Genomic DNA, 22,370 nt, shown 5'->3' with positions numbered 1-22,370 from the left:
ACAGGCAGGCAGCGGCAAACGCAGAGCCGACGCCTGTCCCTCCCTGGACAAACGCGCCGAAGGCACGCCCGTGGCCGGCCCCCAGCGGAAGCCCCGGGCCACGGCACACCCGTGCACACACAGCTCGCCGCGAAATGGGCCGCCCGCGGCGCCACCGTCCCTTGCCGTCCCGACCCGCTGTGGCAGCGCCCGGCCTCTCCCGAACACCTCAGGCACGAGACAGAAAAGCATCTCGCGCCAGCTACACCTGGAAGGGAATGCCCACCCCGCTGACCGCACACCCCAACCAGGTCAACCGGAGGCGCCCCACCGTGCGGGGCGATGAGCTCCGCCGGAACGTCCCCTACAGAAGTCCTCGCGGGCGGCAAATGCGGTCGCCGCGTGGCACGCTGCCCCGCGCCGGCCGCAGCGGATGCACGTCCCGGGACACCGCCGCCCACCTCAGGCCGCCGGGGTGCGCGGGTGTTCTCACGGCAGCATCCGGGCACTACGCGGCATGCCCGCCGCGTACGGCCCGGCGCCTCTACACCAGGCTTGCCGTCAGGTGCCGCGGAGGAAATCCCACCCGGCGGGGCCTCGGCGAGTCGCTCGACGTACCGCTGGCGGGCCGCCTGGCGGAAGACGCCGCGGTGTTCGCTGATCGACGTCCAGGGGGGTGTACGGCAGCGCGCACCCCGCGTACGACCTGGCCGACGGCCGCGTCCGCTTGACCGGACAGGTCTTTGACCACAGCGATGACGGCATCCAGCAGGCCGAGTTCGTCGTCGCTGCCGGCGCGGGCGCAGCCCCGCTCCACGCGCCGACCGCCGCGGCCGCGCCGTCTTGCACCGGCCGGCCGGGCAGCCAGTGGATCACCTCGGCAGACTCTCCGGTAACGTCAGAATATGAGTCATCCGCATCCTGAACTGAAAGCCGCCCCTCCCCTACCAAAAGGAGGGCTGAGGGTCGTCGCCCTGGGTGGTCTGGGTGAGATCGGCCGCAACATGACCGTCTTCGAGTATGCCGGCAAGCTGCTCGTCGTCGACTGCGGCGTGCTGTTCCCCGAAGAGACCCAGCCCGGCGTGGACGTGATCCTGCCCGACTTCACCTCGATCCGTGATCGCCTGGACGACATCGTGGCCGTGGTGCTCACCCACGGCCACGAGGACCACATCGGTGGCGTGCCGTATCTGCTGCGCGAGCGCTCCGACATCCCTGTCGTGGGCTCGAAGCTGACCCTGGCGTTCCTGGAGGCCAAGCTCAAGGAGCACGGCATCAGGCCGCGCACGGTCCGGGTCCGCGAAGGCGACCGGCGCGGCTTCGGACCCTTCGACTGCGAGTTCGTCGCGGTCAACCACTCCATCCCCGACAGTCTCGCCGTCGCGATCCGCACCGGTGCCGGAATGGTGCTGCACACGGGTGACTTCAAGATGGACCAGTTCCCGCTGGACGACCGCATCACCGACCTGCGCGCCTTCGCCCGCCTCGGCGAGGAAGGCGTCGACCTCTTCCTCACCGATTCCACCAACGCCGAGGTCCCTGGCTTCACCACCTCCGAGCGCGAACTGAACCCGGCGATCGAACAGGTGATGCGTACCGCCCCGCGCCGGGTGATCGTCTCCAGTTTCGCCAGCCATGTGCACCGCATCCAGCAAGTCCTGGACGCCGCGCACCAGCACGGCCGCAAGGTCGCCTTCGTGGGCCGCTCCATGGTCCGCAACATGGGCATCGCCCGCGACCTCGGTTACCTGAAGGTGCCCAGCGGCCTGGTCGTGAGTACGAAGGAACTGGAGAAGCTCCCCGACCACAAGATCACCCTGGTGTGCACCGGATCCCAGGGCGAGCCGATGGCGGCTCTGTCCCGGATGGCCAACCGCGACCACGTGATCCGCATCGGCAAGGGCGACACCGTCCTGCTCGCCAGCTCGCTGATCCCCGGCAATGAGAACGCCATCTACCGGGTGATCAACGGGCTGACCCGGTGGGGCGCCCATGTCGTCCACAAGGGCAACGCCAAGGTGCACGTCTCCGGGCACGCCAGCGCCGGTGAACTCGTGTACTGCTACAACATCGTCAAGCCCCGCAATGTCATGCCCGTGCACGGCGAATGGCGCCACCTGCGGGCCAACGCCGACCTGGCCATCCGTACGGGGGTCGATCCCGAGCGGGTGGTCATCGCCGAGGACGGCGTGGTCGTCGACCTCGTGGACGGGCGTGCGTCGATCACCGGCAAGGTGCCCGCGGGCAACGTCTACGTGGACGGCATGGAGGTCGGCGGCGCCACCGAGGCGTCCCTGAAGGACCGCGTCACCCTCGCGCAGGAAGGCGTGGTCACCGTGGTGGCGATCGTCGACGCCGACACGGGCGCCCTCGCCGAGACACCCGACTTCCTGGCCCGCGGGTTCGTCCACGACGACACCACGTTCGAACCGGTCATCCCCGTCATCGAGAAGACTCTGGCGACCGCCGCCCAGGAAGGCGTCGGCGACGCACACCAGCTGGAACAGCTCATCGCCCGTGCCGTGGCGAACTGGGCCTTCCGGACCCACCGCCGCAGGCCCCTCATCATCCCCGTCATCATCGACGCCTGACCGGCGGCCCCCGTCCCCGCTCCTGCCCAGTCGACAGCAGGAGCGGTTTCTGGCATCCACACGTACGCCGAGCGGCGTTCAAGAAACCGACGTCGGGCACCGACCGCGCGCCAGAAAGGAAACGGAAGAGCGCGCTCGGCCCGCACGCGCTCCCGGTCAGATCGCGCAGCTCGCCGCGATACCGTTTCGCGGCGCGTGAGGCGAAGTCACGGGGGACCGGCTTGCTCCGGCCACCCGTACCCAGATCTGTACGTGTGGGGCAAGGGGAAGCGCGGCACCCCAGGCGGGAGCGGTGCGGCCACGCTGGAGAAGATCCTTGCCACCGGCGGTCTCCCGGCGGTACTCGCCGGGGCGGTCACCTCGCTGGACCGGGGCGGTGCGCGTCCTGCATACGCGGCGCTGCGCGGGCAGATCGCCGGGCCGGCCCCGTCGTTCTTCACCAAGTTCCTCTACTTCGCCGGGCAGGCGGTACCTCCCGGGCACGGGCTGCGGCCGCTCATCCTGGACCGGGTCCTGTCCCAGCGGATCCGTGCCGTGGCGGCCCGGGTCGGCCGGGACAGCGGCCACGACCCGGACGGGACGGTCGCGGCGTGGGTATGGGCGGACGGGGACTGGTCGCCTGACCCCTACGAGGCCTACCTGTCGTTCATGCAGGTCGCCCTCGCGCTCGCCGAGGCCGCGCAAGCCCACCGGGCCGGCCGCGCGGGGCACGGGCAAGCTCGTCCTCCGTCGACGGCTGAAGGCAGGATCTGGCAACCCGCGGTGCGTGCGTCGCCTTCAGCAGTCCGACGAGACACGAGGCGCCCGGGCGAGGAGCCCGCCGTGGTCGGAGGCCCACGAACACCGTCGCTCCGGCGCACGGTTGCGCGGCCCGTATAGGGGGAAATCCGCTTACATGGCCGGATGATGAGACCACATCGCGTGTGGGAAGTCCGGCGTTCCGGTGTGAGGGGGGAGCGCGATGCAGATTGTTCACCGTGGCGCGCGGGCCGGGGCCAGAGCGGCCGCGGCGGCCGTCCTGACGGTGCTCCTGGGCCTGGGAGCGGCCGGGTGCGGCAGTTCGGGTGGTGGTTCCGGCGGAGGTTCTGGCGGTGGGTCCGCAGGAGGCTCGGGCGGTGGCATCGAGCCAACGGCGTTAGACGGTGGCCAGGACGGCGATCCGGGGCTCTCGCCCGTGGCACCGCCGCCGACAGACACGGGCCCGACGACGGTTGGCCCCGGTGCCACGGGGAGCGCGCCGCCGCCTTCACCCTCGTCGTGCGGACCCGAGCCGACGCCAGGGGCGACCTGCCTGCCGTCCCCATACGTGTCCGACACCGGTCTCGCAACCCAGGGCGGCTGACCAGTGGCCGACTCCGGCACCCCGGCCGGGATGCCTTCCGCGGGGCCACGGCCCGCGATCGTGCCGAGCCAGAGCGGTCGGCCCAGAGCGCGGCGTCGCGGCGTCCAACGCGGGCCGCGGCGCGTGCGCATGCGGCGTCGGACCCGCAGGCCTGTTCCCCGGCCGTCAGCGACCCCGCCGTCCCGAGGTGCGCCGCTGGACCTGGTCAACTCTGCCGCCGGGACGGCGTCGTTCCTCGGCTCCCTGTTGCTGTACGCCGGCTACATCTACATCAACGCCTATTTCGGCTACTTCCACCTCGACAGCTTCGCCATCGGCTTCAGCACCTTCGAGCTGATCATGCGCAGCCTGCGGCTGGCCACACTGCCCACGTTCGAGGTAATGGCCGTGATTCTGCTGATGCCTGGCCTGCTGCGCCTGCTTGCCCTGCTCCCCGTCCGGGGTCGGTATCTGCGTGGCCTGCGGCAGACCGGTCGTGCGGTCGCCCGCGCCTACCTCGCCGTGGCGGCCTCGGGTGTCGTACTCATGCTCCTGTGGCGCTGGATCCAGCCCCACGCCTGGGTCGCGCCCTCGCTGGTGGCGGTCGGGCTGCTGCTGGGGCGGACACCGGCCGCGACACCCGCCCGAGCATCGTCCGGCCCGGCATGGGAGCGGGCCGGGGCCCTCGTGATGGCGGGACTCTTCCTGATCTGGGCGGTCGCACTGGTGGCCGGACAACTGGGTCGACAGGGCGCCAGCAGTGACGCCGGGCAACTCGTGCGGCGGGTCGCCGTGGTCGTCGTGAGCACCGACCGGCTCAGCATGGTCTCGCCCGGCCTCGTCTACGAGGACCTCGGGCCCGGCACGCACTACCGGTACCGCTACAGCGGGCTGCGCCTGCTCATAGAACGCGACCACCGCTACTACCTGGTATCGCTCGGCTGGCGCAGGAACACCGATCCGACGTTCGTCATCGAAGACGACGACAGCGTGCGCGTCGAACTCCGAGCGGGGACCCAGCCGTCCGGCTGAGACCATCTCGCCGTGGCCGTCCCCTGACGGCCGTCGCTTCGCGGCCGATGGGGCTGGGGGCAGCTACGTTCGGCGCCCGCGGGCAAGGCAAAGGGCATACGGTCGTGGGTGGATGGCTGGGCTCATGTTGATGGCCCACCCGGTAGTCCTGCACCGCCTGGTCAGCGAGTACGAGACGCTGCGGGACCTGCACGCGGAGAACGGAAGTCCGAACGCGGAGCAGCGTATGCAGGACGTGGCCTACACGCTGCTTGTCCACCGGCACCCGTGATCGACGCCGCACTGATCGCCGCACGCCATCAACTGCCGGTGGCCCGGCCCGAAGACGACTCCCTGCTCGCCGCCGACTGAACCCCACCGCAGCCGGAAAGCCCCCGCACCGCGGTGCCAATCTCCGCCCGGCTCAAGGCCCGTGCCAGGTATGGGCTCACGAAATAGCAGTCGCATCCCGGAGAGAGACTGGAGGTCATGAGCCGACTGCTGCGGGAGATGGCGTGGCACGGGACAACGCCTGTTGCAGGCCGCGGTGATGGGGTGGTGGTCGAGGCGTTTGACAGTGAGCCCAGGCATCCATGCCCTCGCGCCGCCCCGACCGGCCGGAGGATCCCAAAACGAGGTTCCCCAGGCGGCGTTGCGGGAAATAATGTCCGCCATGACGTACGAAGGCTCCTCCATCGACCCGGCCAAGCCCAGCATCGCCCGCGTCTACGACTACCTGCTCGGCGGCAAGGACAACTACGCCGTGGACCGTGAGATCGGCGACGTGTTCAAGCGCGACCTGCCCGGTTCAGTGGCCATCGCCTTCGCCAACCGCGCGGCCCTGACCCGGGCGGTCAGGCAGATCGCGAAGACCACCGGCATTCGACAGTTCATCGACCTGGGCAGTGGCCTGCCGACCGCGGACAACGTCCACCAGGTCGCGCAACGCCACGCCCCCGAGTCCCGGGTCGTCTACGTCGACATCGACCCCCAAGTACTGGTCCACGGCCGCGCACTGCTCGAGAACAACGACCGGACCCGCGTCGTCGCGGTCGATGTGCGCAACCCCGAAGGCATCCACACCCACCCCGACACCCTGGAAATCATCGATTTCACCCGCCCCGTCGCCGTCATCCTCAGCGCCGTCCTCCACCACGTCAACGATGACGAGGACCCGGCCGGCATCGTCCGCTACTGGCGAGACCACATCCCCTCCGGAAGTTACTTCTTCATCAGCCACTTCCGCTCCGGCAACAACCCGGAGACCTCGGAGGCCGAGAAGGTCCTCCAGCAGACGTTCGGCCGCGGCCGGTGGCGCACCGACGCGGAGATCGCCTCCCTGCTGGACGGCCTGGAGATCCTCGACCCCGGGATCGTCCCCGCGTCCCTGTGGCGTCCCGACGAGAGCGACAACCCGTGGAGCAGCGGCGAAAGACGAGAGCTCACGGTCTGGGAACACCTCATCGCCGCCGGGCTCGCCCGGAAAGCCTAGACGCGATCCCCGGATGACGATCGCCGGGCAGCTGCGCCTCCGGCCGGCAGGTCGCCGGGGTGTCCACGTACTACTGACCTGCGACTGTTCAGGATGCAAGAGGCTCGGTAAGGGGACGTCGGCCCATCCGGGGGCGGCGAGCGTGCCCTGCGTCGTGGGGGTGCTCACAAAGTCGATCGCGTATCGGCGTGAACGTACGCATCACCCTCGGCGACGTCGTCGATCTCCTCGGCCCGTACAACGGAGAAGCCTGCCAGTCGCAGGATCCCGATCATTGCCGTCTGCATGAGGAGGACGACCTCGGCGTAGCGCTTCCACTCCGGCGCTGTTCTGCCAGTGCCCGCATACCGGCCTCTCCCAGTTCCGGGGCGCTCCAGCGGACGTAGACACCTCCGGCGTACTCACCCTGGCTGTCGACTTCCACGCAGACGCCGGGCTCGCTCCGCGCGCCCGGGCGCTCGACATTGGCGGGAAGGCCGGCGCGGTGGAGTTCTCGGCAGACGCGGCCTGCCAGGTCGTACCCAGCGGCGATGTTTTCCTCCGAAGCATACGAATATCCGTGCGCCTCAGCCTTGGCTCGGCTCTCGGGGTCCATATACGTCACTGGGTATCTCTTTCGAGGGGCAGGATCTGGACCAGGCCGACCGAGTTCTCCTCGTCCGCCTTGGTATGGGTGGCTCGGACCCTCCAGCGGCCGGCCGGCAGCGAAACCGATGCCTGGGTGGGCATCCCACCGCCGGGATAGTCCATGTCCAGTGCGGAGCCCGCTTCGGCGGAGTCCATGAGCACGGCTGGACCATCCGACGACCACGTGCCGCACTCCTCCCACTCGGTGACGGGGTCTGAGATGACAGCGCCGGCCGCCGCCCTCAACCCGGCCTCGGAGTCGGCGCCAAGCCACCGCAAGAAGGCCCGATGCTCGGGTAGATAACAACTGGTGGCAGGCTCGTCCGCCAACACCAGTGCCTGCGCACCACTTTCGCCAACGGCGATCACACCGGCCAGATCGTCCACCGCGCAGGCCCGGTCGTAGTCGTCCGGAGCGGAGGCGTCTCCCGCCATCACCCCGCTCTCCGTACACCCATGCCATGCGGCCAACGCCGAGACGGGGACGACGATCAAAGGCCCGCCCATCGACTCCACCCAGAGAGGGGAGGTGTGGGGTGATGCAGGGGCTTCGGCAGACGAAGGGGTGCTCATCCCGTCAGTGTGCCCGCACCCACTGACAACGCCCACGGCGGCCGATCGGCACGTGCTCAGCGCTGGCATCGAACGGTTCGGCTACTTCGAACAGCTGGCCGCCATCAGCCGTGGCGAAGCGGAATTCGCGTCGCTTCTCCCCGAACAGCACCGCTACGACGTGTACTTCGAAGACCTCCCCCACTGACGGTCGACCCCCATCGCGGTGGACCAACCCGCCACACCGTCTGGTTCGACGCCCTTGGACACCGATCCTTTTGGCGTGGCTCAGGCTGCTGGCGCCACTCATCAGCCCATCCGCCGGGGGGCAACCCTGTCGAGGGCATATGGTCACTACTGCGTCACAGCTGCCAGGCCAACACCACTCTCCACCGCCCCTGACCACCTGATGCACGTTCTCCGGCAAGGACTCCGCGAGATCTCGTACCGGTACCAACCGCGTCGATGGATGTCCCGCTGAAACCGGCCTCACCTTCACGCCAGCACGCCAGCACGCCAGCACGCCAGCACGCCAGCACGCCAGCACGCCAGCACGCCAGCAAAATGAGTTGCTCCGTCGGCCGCCCTGCTATGCATAGTCGCCGACGAGCGCAGCGAACATATCCAGTAGGCGCAGAGTCTCGGCCTCGGGCTGAGTCGGCAGGGAAAGCGCTACGCGTTCAACCCCCGCCTCCGCATACGCGGCGATCAGTTCGGGCCGCGGTGCTACCGACGCCACCATCACCGGCACATCTCCGGCGACCTCGGTCAGCCGGCTCAACTGCGACTGCACCCGGGCCGGGTGGCCCACCGAGTGTGGCATCCAACCATCGCCGTGCGCCGCCACCCTGGCCAATGCCGCCTCTCCATCGCCGCCAATGAAGATGGGCGGATGTGGGCGTTGTACCGGCTTGGGCCAACTGAAGATCGGGGCGAAGTCAATGTATGTGCCGTGGAACTCTGCCTGGTTCTTCGTCCAGATCTCCTTGATCGCGGCCAGTTGCTCATTCAGCTACTTTCCCCGCGTGCGCGGATCCACGCCGTGATTGCGCATCTCCTCGCGACTCCAGCCCGTGCCCACACCGAAGAGCACGCGGCCGCCGGACACCAGATCCAGGCTGGCTACCTGCTTGGCGGTTTGAATCACATCGCGCTGGACAAGCAGAGCCACTCCAGTTCCCAGCACCAGATCGCTGGTCACCGTCGCGGCCGCCGTCAGCGCGACGAATGGGTCAAGCGTGCGGTAATACATCCCGGGCAGTTTCCCACCACCGGGAAACGGCGTCTCCTGCTTCACTGCGACGTGGCTGTGCTCGTGCAGGAGAAGCGAATCGAAAGCTCGCTCCTCCAACGCCCTGGCCAGCTGGGCAGGCCGGATGCCCTCGTCAGTCAGGAACGTCGTGACACCAATCTTCATCACGTAAGTGAACCACGCCCTCCGCGGCTCTTCCTTGCCAAAAGGGGGGGCTAGGTTTGTGCCGTTGCGGTGCTGGTCTGGGCAGCGCAGTCCGCGTGAGCAATGGGCCCCCGACGCCGCACGATCGACGTTTCCCATTCCGACGTGGCCGAACGACAACACGAACGGCCTACCACCGCAGTAGTTCCCGACAGGGGCTAAGCGCCCAGCGACAGCCCGTCAGCGGCCAGCCCCGGTATTTAGCTTCCTCGGAACTACGGGCATCCGCATCAGAAATGGTCGGACTCCTTATCACATTTCAAGGATACTGATACATACCAGTCACCTATTCGATTCTTAATTCCTCATGGCTGTCGCTGAGCCAGGATGCGTCGGGAAATGACTGCGGGGGAATCCTGGCACCGTGCGTGGCTGCCCTACCAGGGCTTCAGTTGGATGGACCGACCCGGATCCACCCCCCCGCTGGAACGTTGCTCGGGCCGCGGCTGCAGCATCAGGCTGGCCTGGCCCTGTTGGAACGCTTGGGTTCACCCGCCCAGATCCGCAAGGCGGGGCCGTGCCGCCGGTTCGCGACCCTCGTGGCTTGCCGGCCAGGTCGTCGTCGAACCCGACGATCATCCCCAGCTCGACGATCGTCTCGTCCTCGCCGTCGATGGCCCGCAGTGTGTGGGGCAGGCATCGCGCGGGCTGCGTCCGCGATGATGAACGCGTCCCTCGGCGTCGGTCTCGGCCGCGCCCGGGTAGAGGTCGGCGATCCGCCGCATCGTCAGCCCCGGCAGGTAGGCGACCGGGCAGCCCATGTCGCGGGCGACGGCCAGCGGCAGGGCGCCGATTGAGGCCGGTTGGTCGACGACGAACAGCACCGTTCCATGCTTGGCCTGCAGCTCGGCGAACAGTTCGCGGAGCTTGGGTTCGGTGTTGGGCAGGCGTTTGTCGAAGGCTTTCTTCCCGGCCGGGGTGACGGCGGTGGCGTGGTGTTCGCCCTTGCCGACGTCCAGGCCGAGGAAGATGTGGGTCAACCGGCGGATCTGACCGGCTCTCGCCACCTTCAGCACACCGAGCGTCGCGAGCACGTGCCCACGCACCGCGCTCGTCGACCTGTACGGATACATCAACGAACCACCCACACCCCTTCCGGTCCCCACCTCACCGCCCCCCGGCTTGGCCGCGGCGAGTTGGACGGCCAGGGGTCCATACTTCTGATCCAGGGAAGATCGCGCCGACGGCCGGTCGGCGTGAGGCGGGGGGAACCATCATGGGCGTGGACGGCGCCTCGGGACCGGACGAGTTCGGGCAGCTGCTGGTCGCGCTGCGTCGGGGGGCCGGACTCAGCCAGGAGCAGCTCGCCCACCTCGCGGGCATCAGCGTTCGCGCATTGGCGGACATGGAACGTGGCCGGACCCGCGGCCCGCAGCGCGGCACCGTGCAGGCGCTGTGCGAGGCCCTGCGCGTGGAGCCGTCGGCAGCCGGTGAACTGGAGCGCGCGGCTGCCGCCGGCCGGCCGCGCGGTGAACGTACAGGCGGCGGCCCGGCTCGCCACCCGCTCGCACTCCCCCGCGACTTACATGACTTCACCGCTCGCCGCCGCTCCCTCGACGGGCTTCGGTCCCTGGTGGCGGCCGCCGAGGCTGCGGATCCGCCGGTCGTCGTTGTGTGCGGCCAACCCGGACTCGGCAAGACCGCGTTCGCGGTGCACGCCGCGCACAGCCTCGCACCGTTCTTCCCGGACGGGCAGTTCGCTCTCGACCTGCATGGCATGGACATGGAGCCGGCCGACCCGTGCGAGGCGCTGGCACGGCTCCTGCGCGCACTGGGCGTCGCCGACCGGGGCATTCCGCCGGGAACGGAGGACCGCTCGGGCCTGCTGCGGTCCATCCTGGCCGAGCGGCGCGTGCTCCTGCTTCTGGACAACGCCGGAAACGAGGCCCAGGTCCGGCCGTTGCTCCCCGCCACCGGACATTCCCTGACGATCGTCACCAGCCGCAACGCCCTGGCCGGTCTCGAAGCCGTCCACCGCACCGAACTGTCAGTTCTGCGCCGGGAGGAGGCGGTGGAACTGCTTACCCGGATCGTCGGACCGGAACGCGTCAGTGCCGAGGCTCAGGCCGCCCGGGACCTCGCCGACCTGTGCGGCAACCTGCCGCTCGCCGTCCGCATCGTGGGGCAACGGCTGGCCGCGAGACCCGGCGAACGCCTGCGCAAACTCGTCGGCCTGCTCGCCCAGGAGGAGCGCCGCCTCGACGCCCTGCGAGCCGGCGGCCTCCAGGTCCGCACCGCCTTCGCCCTCTCCTACCGGCGGCTCGGGCCGTCCGCCCGTACGGTCTTCCGTCGCGCGTCCCTCGCGGCGGGCAAGGATTTCGGGCCCGCAACGGCCGCTCTGCTCGCGGGCCTCTCGTCGGCGGAGGCCGCGCGGTGCGCCGAGGAACTGACAGACGCGGGCCTGCTTCAGCCACATCCCTCCGAGGAACGCTACCGCTTCCACGATCTGCTCCGGCTGTTCGCCGAGGAGCGGGCCGTCACCGAGGACGGCCCCGAGACCTGCGCCGCCGCCCGCGACCTGACCGCCCGGTGGATGCTGCGCCGGGCCACCGCCGCAGCACTGCGCTTCGACGCCGACCGACACCAGGACACCCACGACGGCGACCCGGACCCCGCCACCGCTCCCGCCGACCGTGACCAGGCCCGTACCTAGCTGGAGACCGAGCGCGACGAGTGGCTTTCCGCCCTCAAGCTGGCCCATGCCACCGGCCACCATCAAGAAGTCGTCGACGCGGCGGAAGCCATGCACTGGTTCTCCGACCTCAACCAGCACTGGGGCCTGTGGGCCGAGGTGTTCACGTCCGCCGTCGAATCGTCCCGCGCCCTCGGCAGCAGGCACGACGAGGCAGTCCACCTCAACTACCTGGCGTGGGCCCACAACAACTGCCGCTACGACCACACCGCCGCTCTGCAGACCGCCGAACTCGCCCTCACCGCCGCCCGCGAGATCGCCGACACCCTGCAGACCGGCTGGGCGCTCGGCTACGCCGCCGGGGCCCTGCAGCGCCTGGGCCGGATCGACGAGGCCATAGGCCGGCTCCGCGAAGCCGCCGCCTGCCTCGAAGGCCAGACCTCCGCCAACGGACGGCTCGCCGAACTCACCGTCCTGAACACACTCGGCAACAACCTGCGGGATGTCGGCCGTGCCGAGGAAGCGCTGGCCGTCCACCGCCGCAGCGAGGCGATCTGCCGTACCGGGATGCCCGGGCAGTCAACCGACCTGGTGGCCGCCTATCACGCCGTCGCACTCGCCGAGACCGGCCGCGACCTGGCAGCCCTGCGCCGCTGGGCCGAGGCCGAAGAACCGCTGCGCCGGGCCGTCACGAACTTCGAGAGGGCCCGGATGGCCGCCTGGAGCGAACCCGCCCGGCTCGACCTCGGGCGCGTGCTCCGTCACCTGAACCACCTGGACGAGGCCCGGGACTTTCTGCGCGCGGCCGACGACGCCCTCGGCGGCCTCAACAGCCCCCGGCAGGCCGAGGCCTCCGCGGAACTGGTCGAACTCGACCGGATGCGGACCACCCAGGGCCGATGAGTCCGCCGCCGGTCAGACGGAACTCCCGGTACCGGCAGAAGTGGACCGGACGCCAGATCTGCCGGTGGAAGTGCCTGGGCTGCCGGGCGCCACGGTGATCGACTGTTCCCGGGGTCCCGGCCGTGCGCACGGGACTTCCGCAGGACCCGCCGCGGCCGGGGGCGTGACGCCGATGGGCCGGGAACCGTACACACCGAGGGAACGGATCATGGGGATGAGTGACGGACAGCAGATGACGAGGCGCCAGATGCTGGTGGCCGGGGCAGTGACCGGGGCCGCGGTGGCGAGCAGCACGCTCTGGGCACCGAAAGCCTCGGCGGCGGCGGCACCGGCGATCTTCTACTCGCCGCACCAGGACGACGACGCGCTGGGCCTCGCCGGGTCCATCCTGGAGCACAAGGCCGCCGGCCGGCCGGTCTACCTGGTCCTCGTGACCAAGGGCGAGAACGGCGACCTGGCGACGCTGATGAACGGGGACCCGTGCCCGCTGACCACGTGGGGGGCGTCCAGCCACCCGTGCGCGGCGGGCGGCCACCACAATCTTTCGTGGCCGACGGACGGGACGAGCATGATCGTACCGGGCCGCACCACGGAGTTCATGGCCTCGGCGAAGAACCTCGGGGTCGACAAGGTCATCAACTTCAATTTGAGCGACGCCGCGTACGGAACCCCGGACCACTACAACGCGTTCGTGAACAAGGTCAAGGCGAAGATCAAGGCCCTCGCGCAGCAGTACCCGGGCGCCTCGCACAAGTTCACCGCCGGCTGGCTCGAGGTCACCGACACCCACAAGGCCATCTCTGACGCCGCATATCTCCTCATGAATGAGGGCGTGTTGACGGACGTACGGTTCAACTACGTCTACGCCTACGACATTCCGACGAGCAAGCGGGCCAACGGCGCCGCGTACGTGCTGAACATCCCGTCGAACCACATGGCCATAAAGCGCAACTCGATCTACTGCTACAACACCTGGGACCCGAGCCGGAACTTCTACGCGCTCGGCTACCACAGCGTGCCCGACAAGCTGGAGAGCGCGCACGCCGACCCCAGGGAGTTCGTGTTCACGATCCCCTCGGGGTACCGGACCGGGCAGATCACGCAGCCCATGACGTCCTGGTAGCGGGACCTACCGTGCGGTGACCTCCGCCGGATGGCGGGACAAATCGGGACCTGCTGACAGTCGATCTGCAGAATGGGCCTTATCCAACCTGATGGGGCGGCAGGTCCTGGTCTCGTAGTCACGCTCGAGGCGACGGTGGGCGGTGAGCCTTGAGAAGGTTCCCGCCCTTCGGCGCGACCACTGGTACAAGCTGCCCCCGAGAGCACCGCAACGCCTGCCACCGTGGACGCACGGGCCTGTTCATGATCCACGCGGTCCGGCGCTGCCGACGTCCCGATCACGAAGACGCCAGATCAGGTGGCTCGAGTCGGACGCCTGGGCGGGCTGCGGCAAAGGTCGCCGCCCGGGTCGCCCGCCTGGCGAACACAGCGCGCATCCCGGCTCCTGCTCATTTATCGCTCAGATGCCGTCGCAAGATCCGCCACCGCCTCGCGCCGGCCCTACCGGACGGGCCGCGCTCGCCGAGTATCTCGCCGACTGCCCCGGCGGCCCCCTCGCCGTCACTCTCTCCGGCAGACCGGGCACGCACCTGGCCCGTCGCTGGGGGGGAGCGCGGCGGGCCAGATATATCTACGTTCCCACAATGCCGCCGCATGCGCATCAGCTTCGTACCGCGCCGTCAGCCCATCCGTTTCACCGGCAGGCTCGAAGCCGGAAGCCGGCGGCCACCTTCATGGAGGAGTCGGGCGGCGCCACGACGGCGGTCGATGTCAGGCGGGGCTCGCCGGATCGATCAAGGTTCCACCCTGCGTCCACACGCCCCAGCCTTCTCCGGCCGGCGCATCTCGCCCACCCCGGCTTCGGCGCCCTGCCGACGATATATAGTTGCGCGACACATGCAACTGCTTGGTGAGGCCATGAGAGGTACGGGCATGGGCAATCTGCCCCCGGACGGGGATCACGGCACGTCACCCGGGGAGTCCGAGGGCCATGAGCCCATCCGGCAACTCGCCGAGGGCGTCGACCGCCTTATGCGGATGTTCATCCGCACGCGCGCTCAGTTGCTGGACCGCGCTCGTGACGACGTCGACTGGTCGGTCCAGATCCTGATGAGCGTACTGGTGAAAAACGGGCCCATGCGCGTCAAGAAGCTGGCGGAGCTGGTCGAGTCCGATCCCTCCACGGTGAGCCGTCATGCGGCACAACTCGTACGTGACGGCTTCCTCGAAAGACGCTCCGACCCAGCTGACGGGCGCGCCTGCCAGCTGGTGGCCACCGACAGGGCCCGGCGCTCCGTCGCCGACCGGACACGGTCACGCGACACGCATTTCGAGGAAATGCTCCACGGATGGGACAACCAGGACCGCGAGAGGTTGGCCGCACTGCTGGTGCGCTTTATCGACGACTTTGAAACGTACAAAACCGCGCTCGCAGCCAAGGACTGGAAGGGCTTCCGTCCCCCGGTGAGCCAAAAGGAGACCACCGCATGAGTTCCACCAGCGCCGCGTCCGCCGATACCGGCTCGGCCGGTACAGGGGAAGCGCCGAGAACCGGCTACACCCACCGGCAGATCATGGTGATCCTGTCCGGCCTGCTGCTCGGGATGTTCCTGGCGGCCCTGGACCAGACCGTCGTCTCGACCGCGATCTACAGGATCGGTGAAAGCCTCAACGGGCTGACCGCGCAAGCATGGGTGACCACCGCGTTCCTCATCACCTCGACGATCGCCACGCCGATGTACGGCAAGCTGTCCGACCAGTACGGGCGTAAGCCCTTCTTCCTCTTCGCCATCGCGGTGTTCATCACCGGCTCGGCGCTCTGCACACTCTCCACCTCGATGTACATGCTGGCCGCGTTCCGCGCCTTCCAGGGCATAGGCGCCGGCGGTCTGTTCTCCCTCGCCTTCGCGATCATCGGCGACATCATCGCGCCGCGTGAACGGGCGAAGTACCAGGGTTACTTCATGGCCGTCTTCGGCACGTCAAGCGTGCTCGGCCCGGTTGTCGGCGGCGCGCTGGCCGGCCAGAACACCCTGCTCGGCATCGACGGCTGGCGCTGGATCTTCCTCATCAACGTCCCGATCGGCATCGTCGCGCTGATCGTGGTGGCCAAGGTCCTCCACCTCGAGCACAACCGGCGCGAGCACCGCATCGACTTCGCGGGCGCCATCTCGCTCATGGTCGCACTGGTGCCCCTGCTGATCGTCGCGGAACAGGGCAGGACGTGGGGCTGGGGTTCCACCTCCTCGCTCGCCTGCTACGTCATCGGCGTCCTCGGCATCGTCAGCTTCCTGTTCGCCGAGCACCGGGCCGGAGAGGACGCGCTGCTGCCGATGCGGCTCTTCCGTAACGGCGTGTTCGCCGTCGGGGCCGCCCAGTCGATGATCATCGGTATCGGCATGTTCGGCGGAATCACCCTGCTGCCGCTCTACCTCCAGCTCGTCAAGGGCAACTCCCCGACCAAGGCGGGTCTGCTGACCCTCCCGCTGGTGCTGGGCATCATGGCGCTCTCCGTCGTCGCGGGCCAGATCACCTCGCGCACCGGCCGGTACAAGATCTTCCCGATCATCGGTGGCGGACTGCTTGTCATCGGCATGCTCATGCTGTGGCGGCTGTCGGCCGACAGCGGTCTCTTCTACGCCGACATCTCGATGTTCGTGGTCGGCGCCGGCCTGGGTCTGAACATGCAGACCATCGTGCTGGCCATGCAGAACGCCGTGCCGCCGCGCGACATCGGCGTCGCCACCTCGTCCACCACGTTCTTCCGGCAGATGGGCGGTACGGCGGGTGTCGCCGTGTTCCTGTCGATCGTCTACTCCGTGGTGGGCGGCAAGATCAGCGACGCCTTCGCCGACGCACGCGGCACAGCCGCCTTCCAGGCCGCGGCCCAGGCCCACCCCGACCAGCTCAAGACGCTCACTTCCGCGTCCTCCGGCTCGGCGGGCACCCTCAACGACACGTCCTTCCTGAGCCACCTCGACCCGGTCCTCGCCCACCCCTTCAAGGTCGGCTTCACGAACGCGGTCACCGTGGCGTTCCTGGTCGGCGCCGTGGTGCTGGTAGGCGCCTTCATACTGGCCTTCTTCATCAAGGAGGTGCCGCTGCGCACCACGGCCGCGGCCTTCACCAAGGACCCGGCCGAGACCGAGGCGAAGTAAGTAGACCGGACGGAGCCTGAGCGCTGCGGGAAGACCCCTGCCTTCCCGCAGCGTTCCACTCTCTTCCCGGATCTCGCGCTGACGTCGCCCGCTCCTGCGCGCCGACGACCGGCTGTCCGCACGCGCCCTGCGGCAGCTCGATCACGCGTTCGGCCGCGACGACCCGGCCGGGGAGACCGGTGCGGCCTGGGGCGTCGGGGACGTCTGCGGCAGCTGCTCGCGGGCCATCGCACGGACATACCGCGCCTGCTCGCCCTGGCGCGACCTGCCGGTCGAGCTCGGCTCGTTCAAGACCGCTCGATCACGGCTGATCAGGTGGGCCGTGGACGGCACCTGGGAACGGATTCTCACCATGGTCCGGGCAGCGGCCGACACTTGTGCCGACATCGGCTGACGCGACGGCTTCGGGGCCGTGATGGCAAACCTCCACGTTCCGCGGAGCGAACCCAGCGACGGGAAACCGCCTCAAATCCCACGTTGTTCTCCGCACTGTATGCGGATCAGCGGGCGATCGAGATCGCGAAGGGCGCGAACCCGCTGGACCGGATCACGTGCGGTACGAACAGGATCGCGGCTTCCGTCGCGCGGGCGGTCTGGATCCCGCCGAGATCAGTGATCCACTCCTTCCGCCAGCCGAGGTTGGTGAGCAGTTCGCGGACGGTCTGCTTGGCCTGCGGGTCGTCGCCGGAGAGGAAGGCGTCGGGCGCCTGGGTGAGTATGGCCGGCGCCGTCATCACCGGGAAGAGCATGGTGTTGAGTGTCTTGACGACGCGTGTTTCGGGGAGCGCTTCCTGGAGAAGCTCGGCGAGGCTTGAGCCGGGGTAGATCAGGTCGGCGGGCAGTCCGCCCGGTCCGTCGACGGTGGCGTTGGAGACGTCGACGAGAATCTTGCCGCGCAGTTCCTCGCGCAGGACGACGAGCCGGTCCAGCGAGCCGGCGCCGGGGGTGGCGTTGATGACGATCTGGGCTGTCCGGGCGGCGTCGGCGGCGGCGCCCGGCGCGCGGTCCGCCACGGTCACTTCATGCCCTGCCCGAGTGAGGGCTGTGGCCAGGTTGCCGCCGACCCGGCCGTTTCCGAGAACTGCGATCGTGGTCATGATGATCTGGTCCTTCCATGCGTGCGGGTTGTGGTGCGCGGTCAGCGTGAGAGCGTGGCAACGGCCTCGGCGTGGACGCCGGGCGCGGCGGCCAGGAAGCCCTCGCTCTGCGGGGTCCAGGGGCGGCCCTCGGCGTCGGTGATCTGTCCGCCCGCCTCGGTGACGAGCAGGGCCCCGGGCAGCAGGTCCGCGCGGGCACCGGCGAACTGCCAGAAGACCTCGATCCGCCCGGCGGCGACGTTCAGCAGGTGCAGGGTCGCGGGCACGGCGGTGCGGACGACGAGCGCGTCGAAGAGCATCGCGGTGATCGAGGAGCCGACGCGCCGCACGACCTTCTCGTCCTCGTCCGGCCGGGCCTGGCTGGTGGCCACGATGCTCAGGCCGAGGTCCGCGGTCTGGGCGACGTGCAACGGCCGGCCGTCGAGATGGGCGCCCGCGCCGGTGAGCGCGGTGTAGGTCTCGCCGGTCAACGGCAGGTGGACCACGGTGAGCACCGGCTGGTTCTCGCGCACGAGGGTGGCGGTCACCGCCCAATCCGGCAGGGCGTGCAGGTGGTTGACATTGCCTTCGACCGGATCCACGACCCACCATTCGCCGGACGGCAGCGCCCCGCCGTCCAGCTCCTCCTCCACCCAGCCGGCGTCCGGGCGCAGGCGCGTGAGGCGGGGGCGCAGGATGTCGAGGGCCGTGTCGTCGTTGGCGGCGAGCGCGCGCATCAGCTCTTCGCGGGTCTCGTAGCGGACCACCTCGCCGAAGCGCTCGCGCAGCGCCGAACCGGCCGCGCGCACGGCGATCGCGGTCTGGTCGAGAAGGTCGGCGTCGGAGGCGGCGGCGTCAGTGGTCTGAAGCGTTTCGGGCATGGCGGTACTCCCGTGTGAGGAGGGGTGATGAGGTCGGTCGGGCCGAGCTGTGCGTTCCGTCTTGCGCTCTCGTCTCGAAGGTATACAGGCCCTCAATTAACTTCAAATGCATGTCAAGCACGGCTAGGATTACTCACATGCAATTGGATTTGAACCTGCTCGCCGCGCTCGACGCGCTGCTGGAGGACGGAAGTGTGGCCGGCGCGGCCGCACGCCTGCACGTCACCGCACCCGCGATGAGCCGGAGTCTGGGCCGAATCCGGCGCACGACCGGGGATCAGATCCTGGTGCGCACCGGCCGCACGATGACCCCGACGCCGTATGCGATCGCCGTCCGGGAGCAGGTGCACGAGCTGCTGCACCAGGTCCAGGGGGTGCTGGCGCCGAGCCGTGAACTCGATCTGGCAACGCTGGAGCGCACTTTCACACTCCGCTGGCACGATTCCCTGGTCGCCCTGAGCGGCCCCGCACTGCTCGCGGCCGTACGCGGACAGGCGCCGGGCGTGCGCCTGCGCTTCGTCGCGGAATCGAGCATCGACACCCCCGAGTTGCGGCGCGGCGAGGTCGACCTGGAGGCGAACGCCAACCGCCCGAGCGCACCTGACATCCGTGCCGAGAACGTGGGTGAGACCCGCCTCGTCATCGTCGTGAGGCAGGGGCACCCCCTCGCGCGCGTCAGGACCGTCACCGCACAGCGGTACGCCGACGCTGAGCACGTCACCGTCTCGCGACGTGGAAACCTCAGCAATGCCCTCGACGACGCCCTCGCGCAGCTCGGCCTCACCCGCCGCGTGGTGGCGACCGTGCCAACGGAAGCGGCCGCGCTGGAGTTCGCGCGCGGTTCCGATCTCGTGATCAGCGTCCCCGAAGCCACCACGCGGTCCGCGGTCGCCGACCTCGGCCTGGTCCTGCTCCCCCTCCCGATCGAACTGCCCTCGGCACCGGTGTACCTGTCGTGGCATCAGCGCTACGACACCGACCACGCCCACGCCTGGCTGCGCGGACTGGCACGAACCGCGCTGAGCGTTGCCCCGTAACTGCTCGTCACGGAGGAGATGATCTGGCCGTGGAACGTGCCCCTTCCTGACGACACCGGCCATGTCACCGGCCCTCGATGCAGTCGCCCCCTCCTGACCGCACACTGACGGCTTCCGTCCTACGAACAGGTGCGGGAGCCGTCTGGTGTTCGCATGCGTATGCCTTCAGCAGGTCACGCGTGACGGTGCGAATGCCGGTCACCGGTGACGAGGCGGTAGAGGGCGCCGCCCACGCCTGCCTGACCGTTCTACGACCCAGGGACTGGATGCGGAGAAGCAGAAACGGATCCTCCCAGCTCATCCACCTCAGCCTCGCCGAGATCAGACGTCTGAATCAGCCGGCCCACCGACCGCCGCCCCTCCCCCCTCGACCACACCTTGCACTGGTCGACATGGCGTCGCGGGCGCCAACAGCAAGCCTGCCCCAGTCACTACAGACAACAAGGCCACAGCCCCTGAAGGCCTGCCCAGCAACCAGAAAAAGCACCGTTGCACTACTTAAGCGACGCTCCTCACTCGCCAAGCACGCCACGTAGTACATCTGCTGCGGATCCATTCATCCATTCCATTTCTCAATGCCATGACCAGCAACTGTTGGACTTGCGAATCATTGATTCCTAGGCTCGGTCAGACAGGCCTTCCGTGCGAGAAGACCTCGACCACCTGTCTTCCACATCCGGAGGAGACGTTCGATGAAGCAACGCACGATCGGCGGACAGACGGTGTCGGCGATCGGGCTCGGCGGAATGCCGATGTCCATTGAGGGCCGCCCCGACACCCGCAGATCGATCGCGACGATCCACGCTGCGCTCGATGCCGGTGTCACGCTCATCGACACGGCGGACGCGTATCACCGCGACGCCGGCGAGGTCGGACACAACGAGGAGCTCATCGCCCAGGCTCTGCGCGCGTACGGCCGGGGAGCGGACGTCGTGCTCGTCGCGACGAAGGGGGGTCACCTGCGGCCCGGCGACGGCAGTTGGACTCTGAACGGCAATCCGGCCCATCTCAAGCAGGCCGCCAAGGAGTCGGCCAAGCGCCTGGGCGTCGAGGCGATCGGCCTCTACCAGTTCCACCGCCCCGACCCGCGCGTCCCGTACGCCGATTCGATCGGTGCAATCCGTGACCTGCTCGACGAGGGCGTGATCCGCATGGCGGGTATCTCCAACGCGACTGTGGACCAGATCGACGAGGCGAACGAGGTCCTGGGCGGTCGGCTCGACTCGGTCCAGAACCAGTTCTCGCCCAGGTTCCGTTCAAGTCTGCGCGAGCTGGAACGCTGCAACGAACTAGGGATCGCGTTCCTGCCCTGGAGCCCGTTGGGCGGCATAGCGAACGCGCCCGAACTCTCGGCGCAACACGCCGCTTTCCGAGAGGTCGCGGACGAGGTAGGCGTCAGCGTCTACCGGGTGACGCTGGCCTGGGAGCTTGCTCTCGCGCCCGTGGTGGTCCCGATTCCCGGGTCCTCTCGCCCCGAAAGCATCCGTGACTCAGCGGCCGCCACCGACGTCAAACTCACTCCTGAGCAGATTTCCCGCCTCTCGGCGGCCTGAGGCGCCCGGCACCGAAAACTACTGATGGACAAGGATCCGATCGTGAAGAATTTCAAGCTGCCCGGCACCGAAATGGTCGTCCCGAACATCGTGCTCGGCCTCATGCGCATCCAGGACAAGAGCGACGCAGAGGTACGAGAACTCCTCGCCACCGCGATGGACTCCGGCATCACATTCCTCGATCACGCCGACGTGTACGGCAGCGAACTGCACGGCTGCGAGCGCCGTTTCGCCGAGGCGATGCGACTGGGCCCCTCGCAGCGCGAAAAGTTGATCATCCAGTCAAAGGCGGGCATCGTCCGCGAAGGCCCGTACTTCGACTTCTCCTACGAACACATCATCGAGTCGGTGGACGGTTCACTCAAGGCCCTTGGCACCGACTACCTCGACATCCTGCTGCTGCACCGTCCCGACGCCTTGGTCGAACCCGAGGAAGTCGCGCGTGCGTTCGACGAACTCGCCACGGCAGGCAAGGTACGGGCCTTCGGCGTCTCGAACCACACCTCCCGGCAGATCGACCTGTTGAAGCGCCACGTCAGTCAGCCGCTGGTGGTGAACCAGCTCCAGCTGTCGATCACGCACGCCCCGCTCATCGCGCAAGGCGTCGCAGCCAACATGCAGGGCTTGGACCAGTCGGTCAGCCGTGACGACGGGCTCCTGGACTACTGCCGCCTGCACGACATCACCGTGCAGGCCTGGTCACCGTTCCAGGCCGGCTTCTTCGACGGACCGTTCCTCGGCTCGGAGCGCCACCCCAAGCTCAACGCCGTCATCGACCGCCTGGCGGCGAAGTACGGTGTGCCCTCCCTGGCCATCGCGACAGCCTGGATCACCCGGCACCCCGCCCGGATGCAGGTGGTCATCGGTACCACCACACCGCAGCGCGTCGTGGACGCGGCCCTCGGATCGGACGTACCACTGACCCGTGCGGAATGGTACGAACTGTTCCGCGCCGCGAACTACATCGTGCCCTGACCTCCGACCCGACGCCATCTGCATGGGCCTCAGAGGTCGTTCAGTCCGTTTCTGGTAGTGGCCT

General features: G+C 68.7%; 16 protein-coding genes and 4 pseudogenes. 15 read left to right on the top strand and 5 right to left on the bottom strand.

Going from position 1 to position 22,370, the window contains the following annotated elements; all coding sequences use genetic code 11:
* The first annotated feature begins 884 nt into the window (after positions 1–884).
* The 5 genes and pseudogenes from HEP85_RS40835 to HEP85_RS40815 all read left to right on the top strand — a co-directional run bounded on the left by HEP85_RS40835 (position 885) and on the right by HEP85_RS40815 (position 6,394).
* On the top strand, positions 885–2,570 hold the full coding sequence (locus HEP85_RS40835; protein WP_168532304.1) for a ribonuclease J: 1,686 nt from the start codon (positions 885–887) through the stop codon (positions 2,568–2,570).
* Positions 2,571–2,624: 54 nt separating this feature from the next.
* Complete coding sequence (locus HEP85_RS40830; RefSeq protein ID WP_348772514.1) at positions 2,625–3,449, top strand: hypothetical protein; 825 nt, start codon at positions 2,625–2,627, stop codon at positions 3,447–3,449.
* A 592-nt stretch (positions 3,450–4,041) separates the two neighbouring features.
* Complete coding sequence (locus HEP85_RS40825; protein ID WP_248002353.1) at positions 4,042–4,923, top strand: hypothetical protein; 882 nt, start codon at positions 4,042–4,044, stop codon at positions 4,921–4,923.
* A 124-nt stretch (positions 4,924–5,047) separates the two neighbouring features.
* Positions 5,048–5,274, top strand: a pseudogene (locus HEP85_RS40820) (DUF5133 domain-containing protein).
* A 292-nt stretch (positions 5,275–5,566) separates the two neighbouring features.
* Positions 5,567–6,394: an SAM-dependent methyltransferase gene (locus HEP85_RS40815; RefSeq protein ID WP_168532302.1), complete on the top strand. Its 828-nt coding sequence runs from the start codon at positions 5,567–5,569 to the stop codon at positions 6,392–6,394.
* A 600-nt stretch (positions 6,395–6,994) separates the two neighbouring features.
* Here the strand turns inward: HEP85_RS40815 and HEP85_RS40810 are convergent.
* Complete coding sequence (locus HEP85_RS40810) at positions 6,995–7,528, bottom strand: Imm21 family immunity protein (RefSeq protein WP_369658162.1); 534 nt, start codon at positions 7,526–7,528, stop codon at positions 6,995–6,997.
* Between the two features lie 118 nt (positions 7,529–7,646).
* On the opposite strand from HEP85_RS40810, the gene HEP85_RS40805 reads away from it, so the two are divergent.
* Positions 7,647–7,781 carry a hypothetical protein gene (locus HEP85_RS40805; protein WP_282189887.1) on the top strand — a complete coding sequence of 45 codons (135 nt, stop codon included), beginning with the start codon at positions 7,647–7,649 and terminating at the stop codon, positions 7,779–7,781.
* A 381-nt stretch (positions 7,782–8,162) separates the two neighbouring features.
* Here HEP85_RS40805 and HEP85_RS40800 read toward each other — a convergent pair.
* A pseudogene (locus HEP85_RS40800) lies at positions 8,163–8,990 on the bottom strand (LLM class F420-dependent oxidoreductase).
* Between the two features lie 582 nt (positions 8,991–9,572).
* Positions 9,573–10,018, bottom strand: a pseudogene (locus HEP85_RS40795) (IS110 family transposase); the annotation flags it as partial.
* Between the two features lie 227 nt (positions 10,019–10,245).
* Between HEP85_RS40795 and HEP85_RS40790 the strand changes: the two are divergent.
* From HEP85_RS40790 to HEP85_RS40765, 6 genes and pseudogenes are all read left to right on the top strand, one after another.
* Entirely contained in the window at positions 10,246–11,682 is a 1,437-nt protein-coding gene (locus HEP85_RS40790; RefSeq protein ID WP_248002352.1) for a helix-turn-helix domain-containing protein, read from the top strand.
* A 90-nt stretch (positions 11,683–11,772) separates the two neighbouring features.
* On the top strand, positions 11,773–12,564 hold the full coding sequence (locus HEP85_RS40785; protein WP_248002351.1) for a tetratricopeptide repeat protein: 792 nt from the start codon (positions 11,773–11,775) through the stop codon (positions 12,562–12,564).
* 208 nt (positions 12,565–12,772) lie between these two features.
* Positions 12,773–13,687 (top strand): PIG-L family deacetylase, encoded by a 915-nt coding sequence (locus HEP85_RS40780; RefSeq protein WP_329293844.1) that lies wholly within the window; start codon positions 12,773–12,775, stop codon positions 13,685–13,687.
* Between the two features lie 872 nt (positions 13,688–14,559).
* Positions 14,560–15,117: a MarR family winged helix-turn-helix transcriptional regulator gene (locus HEP85_RS40775; protein WP_168532300.1), complete on the top strand. Its 558-nt coding sequence runs from the start codon at positions 14,560–14,562 to the stop codon at positions 15,115–15,117.
* Complete coding sequence (locus HEP85_RS40770; RefSeq protein WP_248002350.1) at positions 15,114–16,784, top strand: MDR family MFS transporter; 1,671 nt, start codon at positions 15,114–15,116, stop codon at positions 16,782–16,784. The genes HEP85_RS40775 and HEP85_RS40770 overlap by 4 nt, the downstream gene beginning before the upstream one ends.
* Before the next feature lie 223 nt (positions 16,785–17,007).
* A pseudogene (locus tag HEP85_RS40765) lies at positions 17,008–17,130 on the top strand (transposase); the annotation flags it as partial.
* A gap of 154 nt (positions 17,131–17,284) precedes the next feature.
* Here HEP85_RS40765 and HEP85_RS40760 read toward each other — a convergent pair.
* Both HEP85_RS40760 and HEP85_RS40755 read right to left on the bottom strand, forming a co-directional pair.
* The gene (locus HEP85_RS40760) at positions 17,285–17,881 is read right to left on the bottom strand and encodes an NADPH-dependent F420 reductase (protein ID WP_168532299.1); all 597 of its coding nucleotides are present in this window, start codon (positions 17,879–17,881) and stop codon (positions 17,285–17,287) included.
* 41 nt (positions 17,882–17,922) lie between these two features.
* The gene (locus HEP85_RS40755) at positions 17,923–18,741 is read right to left on the bottom strand and encodes a 3'(2'),5'-bisphosphate nucleotidase CysQ (RefSeq protein WP_168532298.1); all 819 of its coding nucleotides are present in this window, start codon (positions 18,739–18,741) and stop codon (positions 17,923–17,925) included.
* Positions 18,742–18,878: 137 nt separating this feature from the next.
* Between HEP85_RS40755 and HEP85_RS40750 the strand changes: the two genes are divergently transcribed.
* From HEP85_RS40750 to HEP85_RS40740, 3 genes are all read left to right on the top strand, one after another.
* Positions 18,879–19,778, top strand: a complete 900-nt coding sequence (locus HEP85_RS40750; RefSeq protein WP_168532297.1) for a LysR family transcriptional regulator — start codon at positions 18,879–18,881, stop codon at positions 19,776–19,778.
* A 692-nt stretch (positions 19,779–20,470) separates the two neighbouring features.
* Positions 20,471–21,331 (top strand): aldo/keto reductase, encoded by an 861-nt coding sequence (locus HEP85_RS40745; protein ID WP_168532296.1) that lies wholly within the window; start codon positions 20,471–20,473, stop codon positions 21,329–21,331.
* Positions 21,332–21,373: 42 nt separating this feature from the next.
* Positions 21,374–22,306, top strand: coding sequence for an aldo/keto reductase family oxidoreductase (locus tag HEP85_RS40740; RefSeq protein ID WP_168532295.1), 933 nt, complete (start codon positions 21,374–21,376; stop codon positions 22,304–22,306).
* Positions 22,307–22,370: the final 64 nt, after the last annotated feature.

The organism is Streptomyces sp. RPA4-2 (assembly GCF_012273515.2).
GTDB classification, from domain to species: Bacteria; Actinomycetota; Actinomycetes; order Streptomycetales; family Streptomycetaceae; genus Streptomyces; species Streptomyces kaempferi.
Note: the sequence above shows the minus strand (reverse complement) of the source record. Positions and strands in the feature narration are given on the sequence as shown.

What these genes read in the sequence shown, in the direction of transcription:
- HEP85_RS40815 (WP_168532302.1), top strand. Translation starts at nt 5,567, where the DNA reads ATGTCCGCCATGACGTACGAAGGCTCCTCCATCGACCCGGCCAAGCCC.
- HEP85_RS40775 (WP_168532300.1), top strand. Translation starts at nt 14,560, where the DNA reads ATGGGCAATCTGCCCCCGGACGGGGATCACGGCACGTCACCCGGGGAG.
- HEP85_RS40790 (WP_248002352.1), top strand. Translation starts at nt 10,246, where the DNA reads ATGGGCGTGGACGGCGCCTCGGGACCGGACGAGTTCGGGCAGCTGCTG.
- HEP85_RS40750 (WP_168532297.1), top strand. Translation starts at nt 18,879, where the DNA reads ATGCAATTGGATTTGAACCTGCTCGCCGCGCTCGACGCGCTGCTGGAG.
- HEP85_RS40825 (WP_248002353.1), top strand. Translation starts at nt 4,042, where the DNA reads ATGCGGCGTCGGACCCGCAGGCCTGTTCCCCGGCCGTCAGCGACCCCG.
- HEP85_RS40785 (WP_248002351.1), top strand. Translation starts at nt 11,773, where the DNA reads ATGCACTGGTTCTCCGACCTCAACCAGCACTGGGGCCTGTGGGCCGAG.
- HEP85_RS40770 (WP_248002350.1), top strand. Translation starts at nt 15,114, where the DNA reads ATGAGTTCCACCAGCGCCGCGTCCGCCGATACCGGCTCGGCCGGTACA.
- HEP85_RS40810 (WP_369658162.1), bottom strand. Translation starts at nt 7,528, where the DNA reads ATGGGCGGGCCTTTGATCGTCGTCCCCGTCTCGGCGTTGGCCGCATGG.
- HEP85_RS40760 (WP_168532299.1), bottom strand. Translation starts at nt 17,881, where the DNA reads ATGACCACGATCGCAGTTCTCGGAAACGGCCGGGTCGGCGGCAACCTG.
- HEP85_RS40780 (WP_329293844.1), top strand. Translation starts at nt 12,773, where the DNA reads ATGGGGATGAGTGACGGACAGCAGATGACGAGGCGCCAGATGCTGGTG.
- HEP85_RS40755 (WP_168532298.1), bottom strand. Translation starts at nt 18,741, where the DNA reads ATGCCCGAAACGCTTCAGACCACTGACGCCGCCGCCTCCGACGCCGAC.
- HEP85_RS40835 (WP_168532304.1), top strand. Translation starts at nt 885, where the DNA reads ATGAGTCATCCGCATCCTGAACTGAAAGCCGCCCCTCCCCTACCAAAA.
- HEP85_RS40745 (WP_168532296.1), top strand. Translation starts at nt 20,471, where the DNA reads ATGAAGCAACGCACGATCGGCGGACAGACGGTGTCGGCGATCGGGCTC.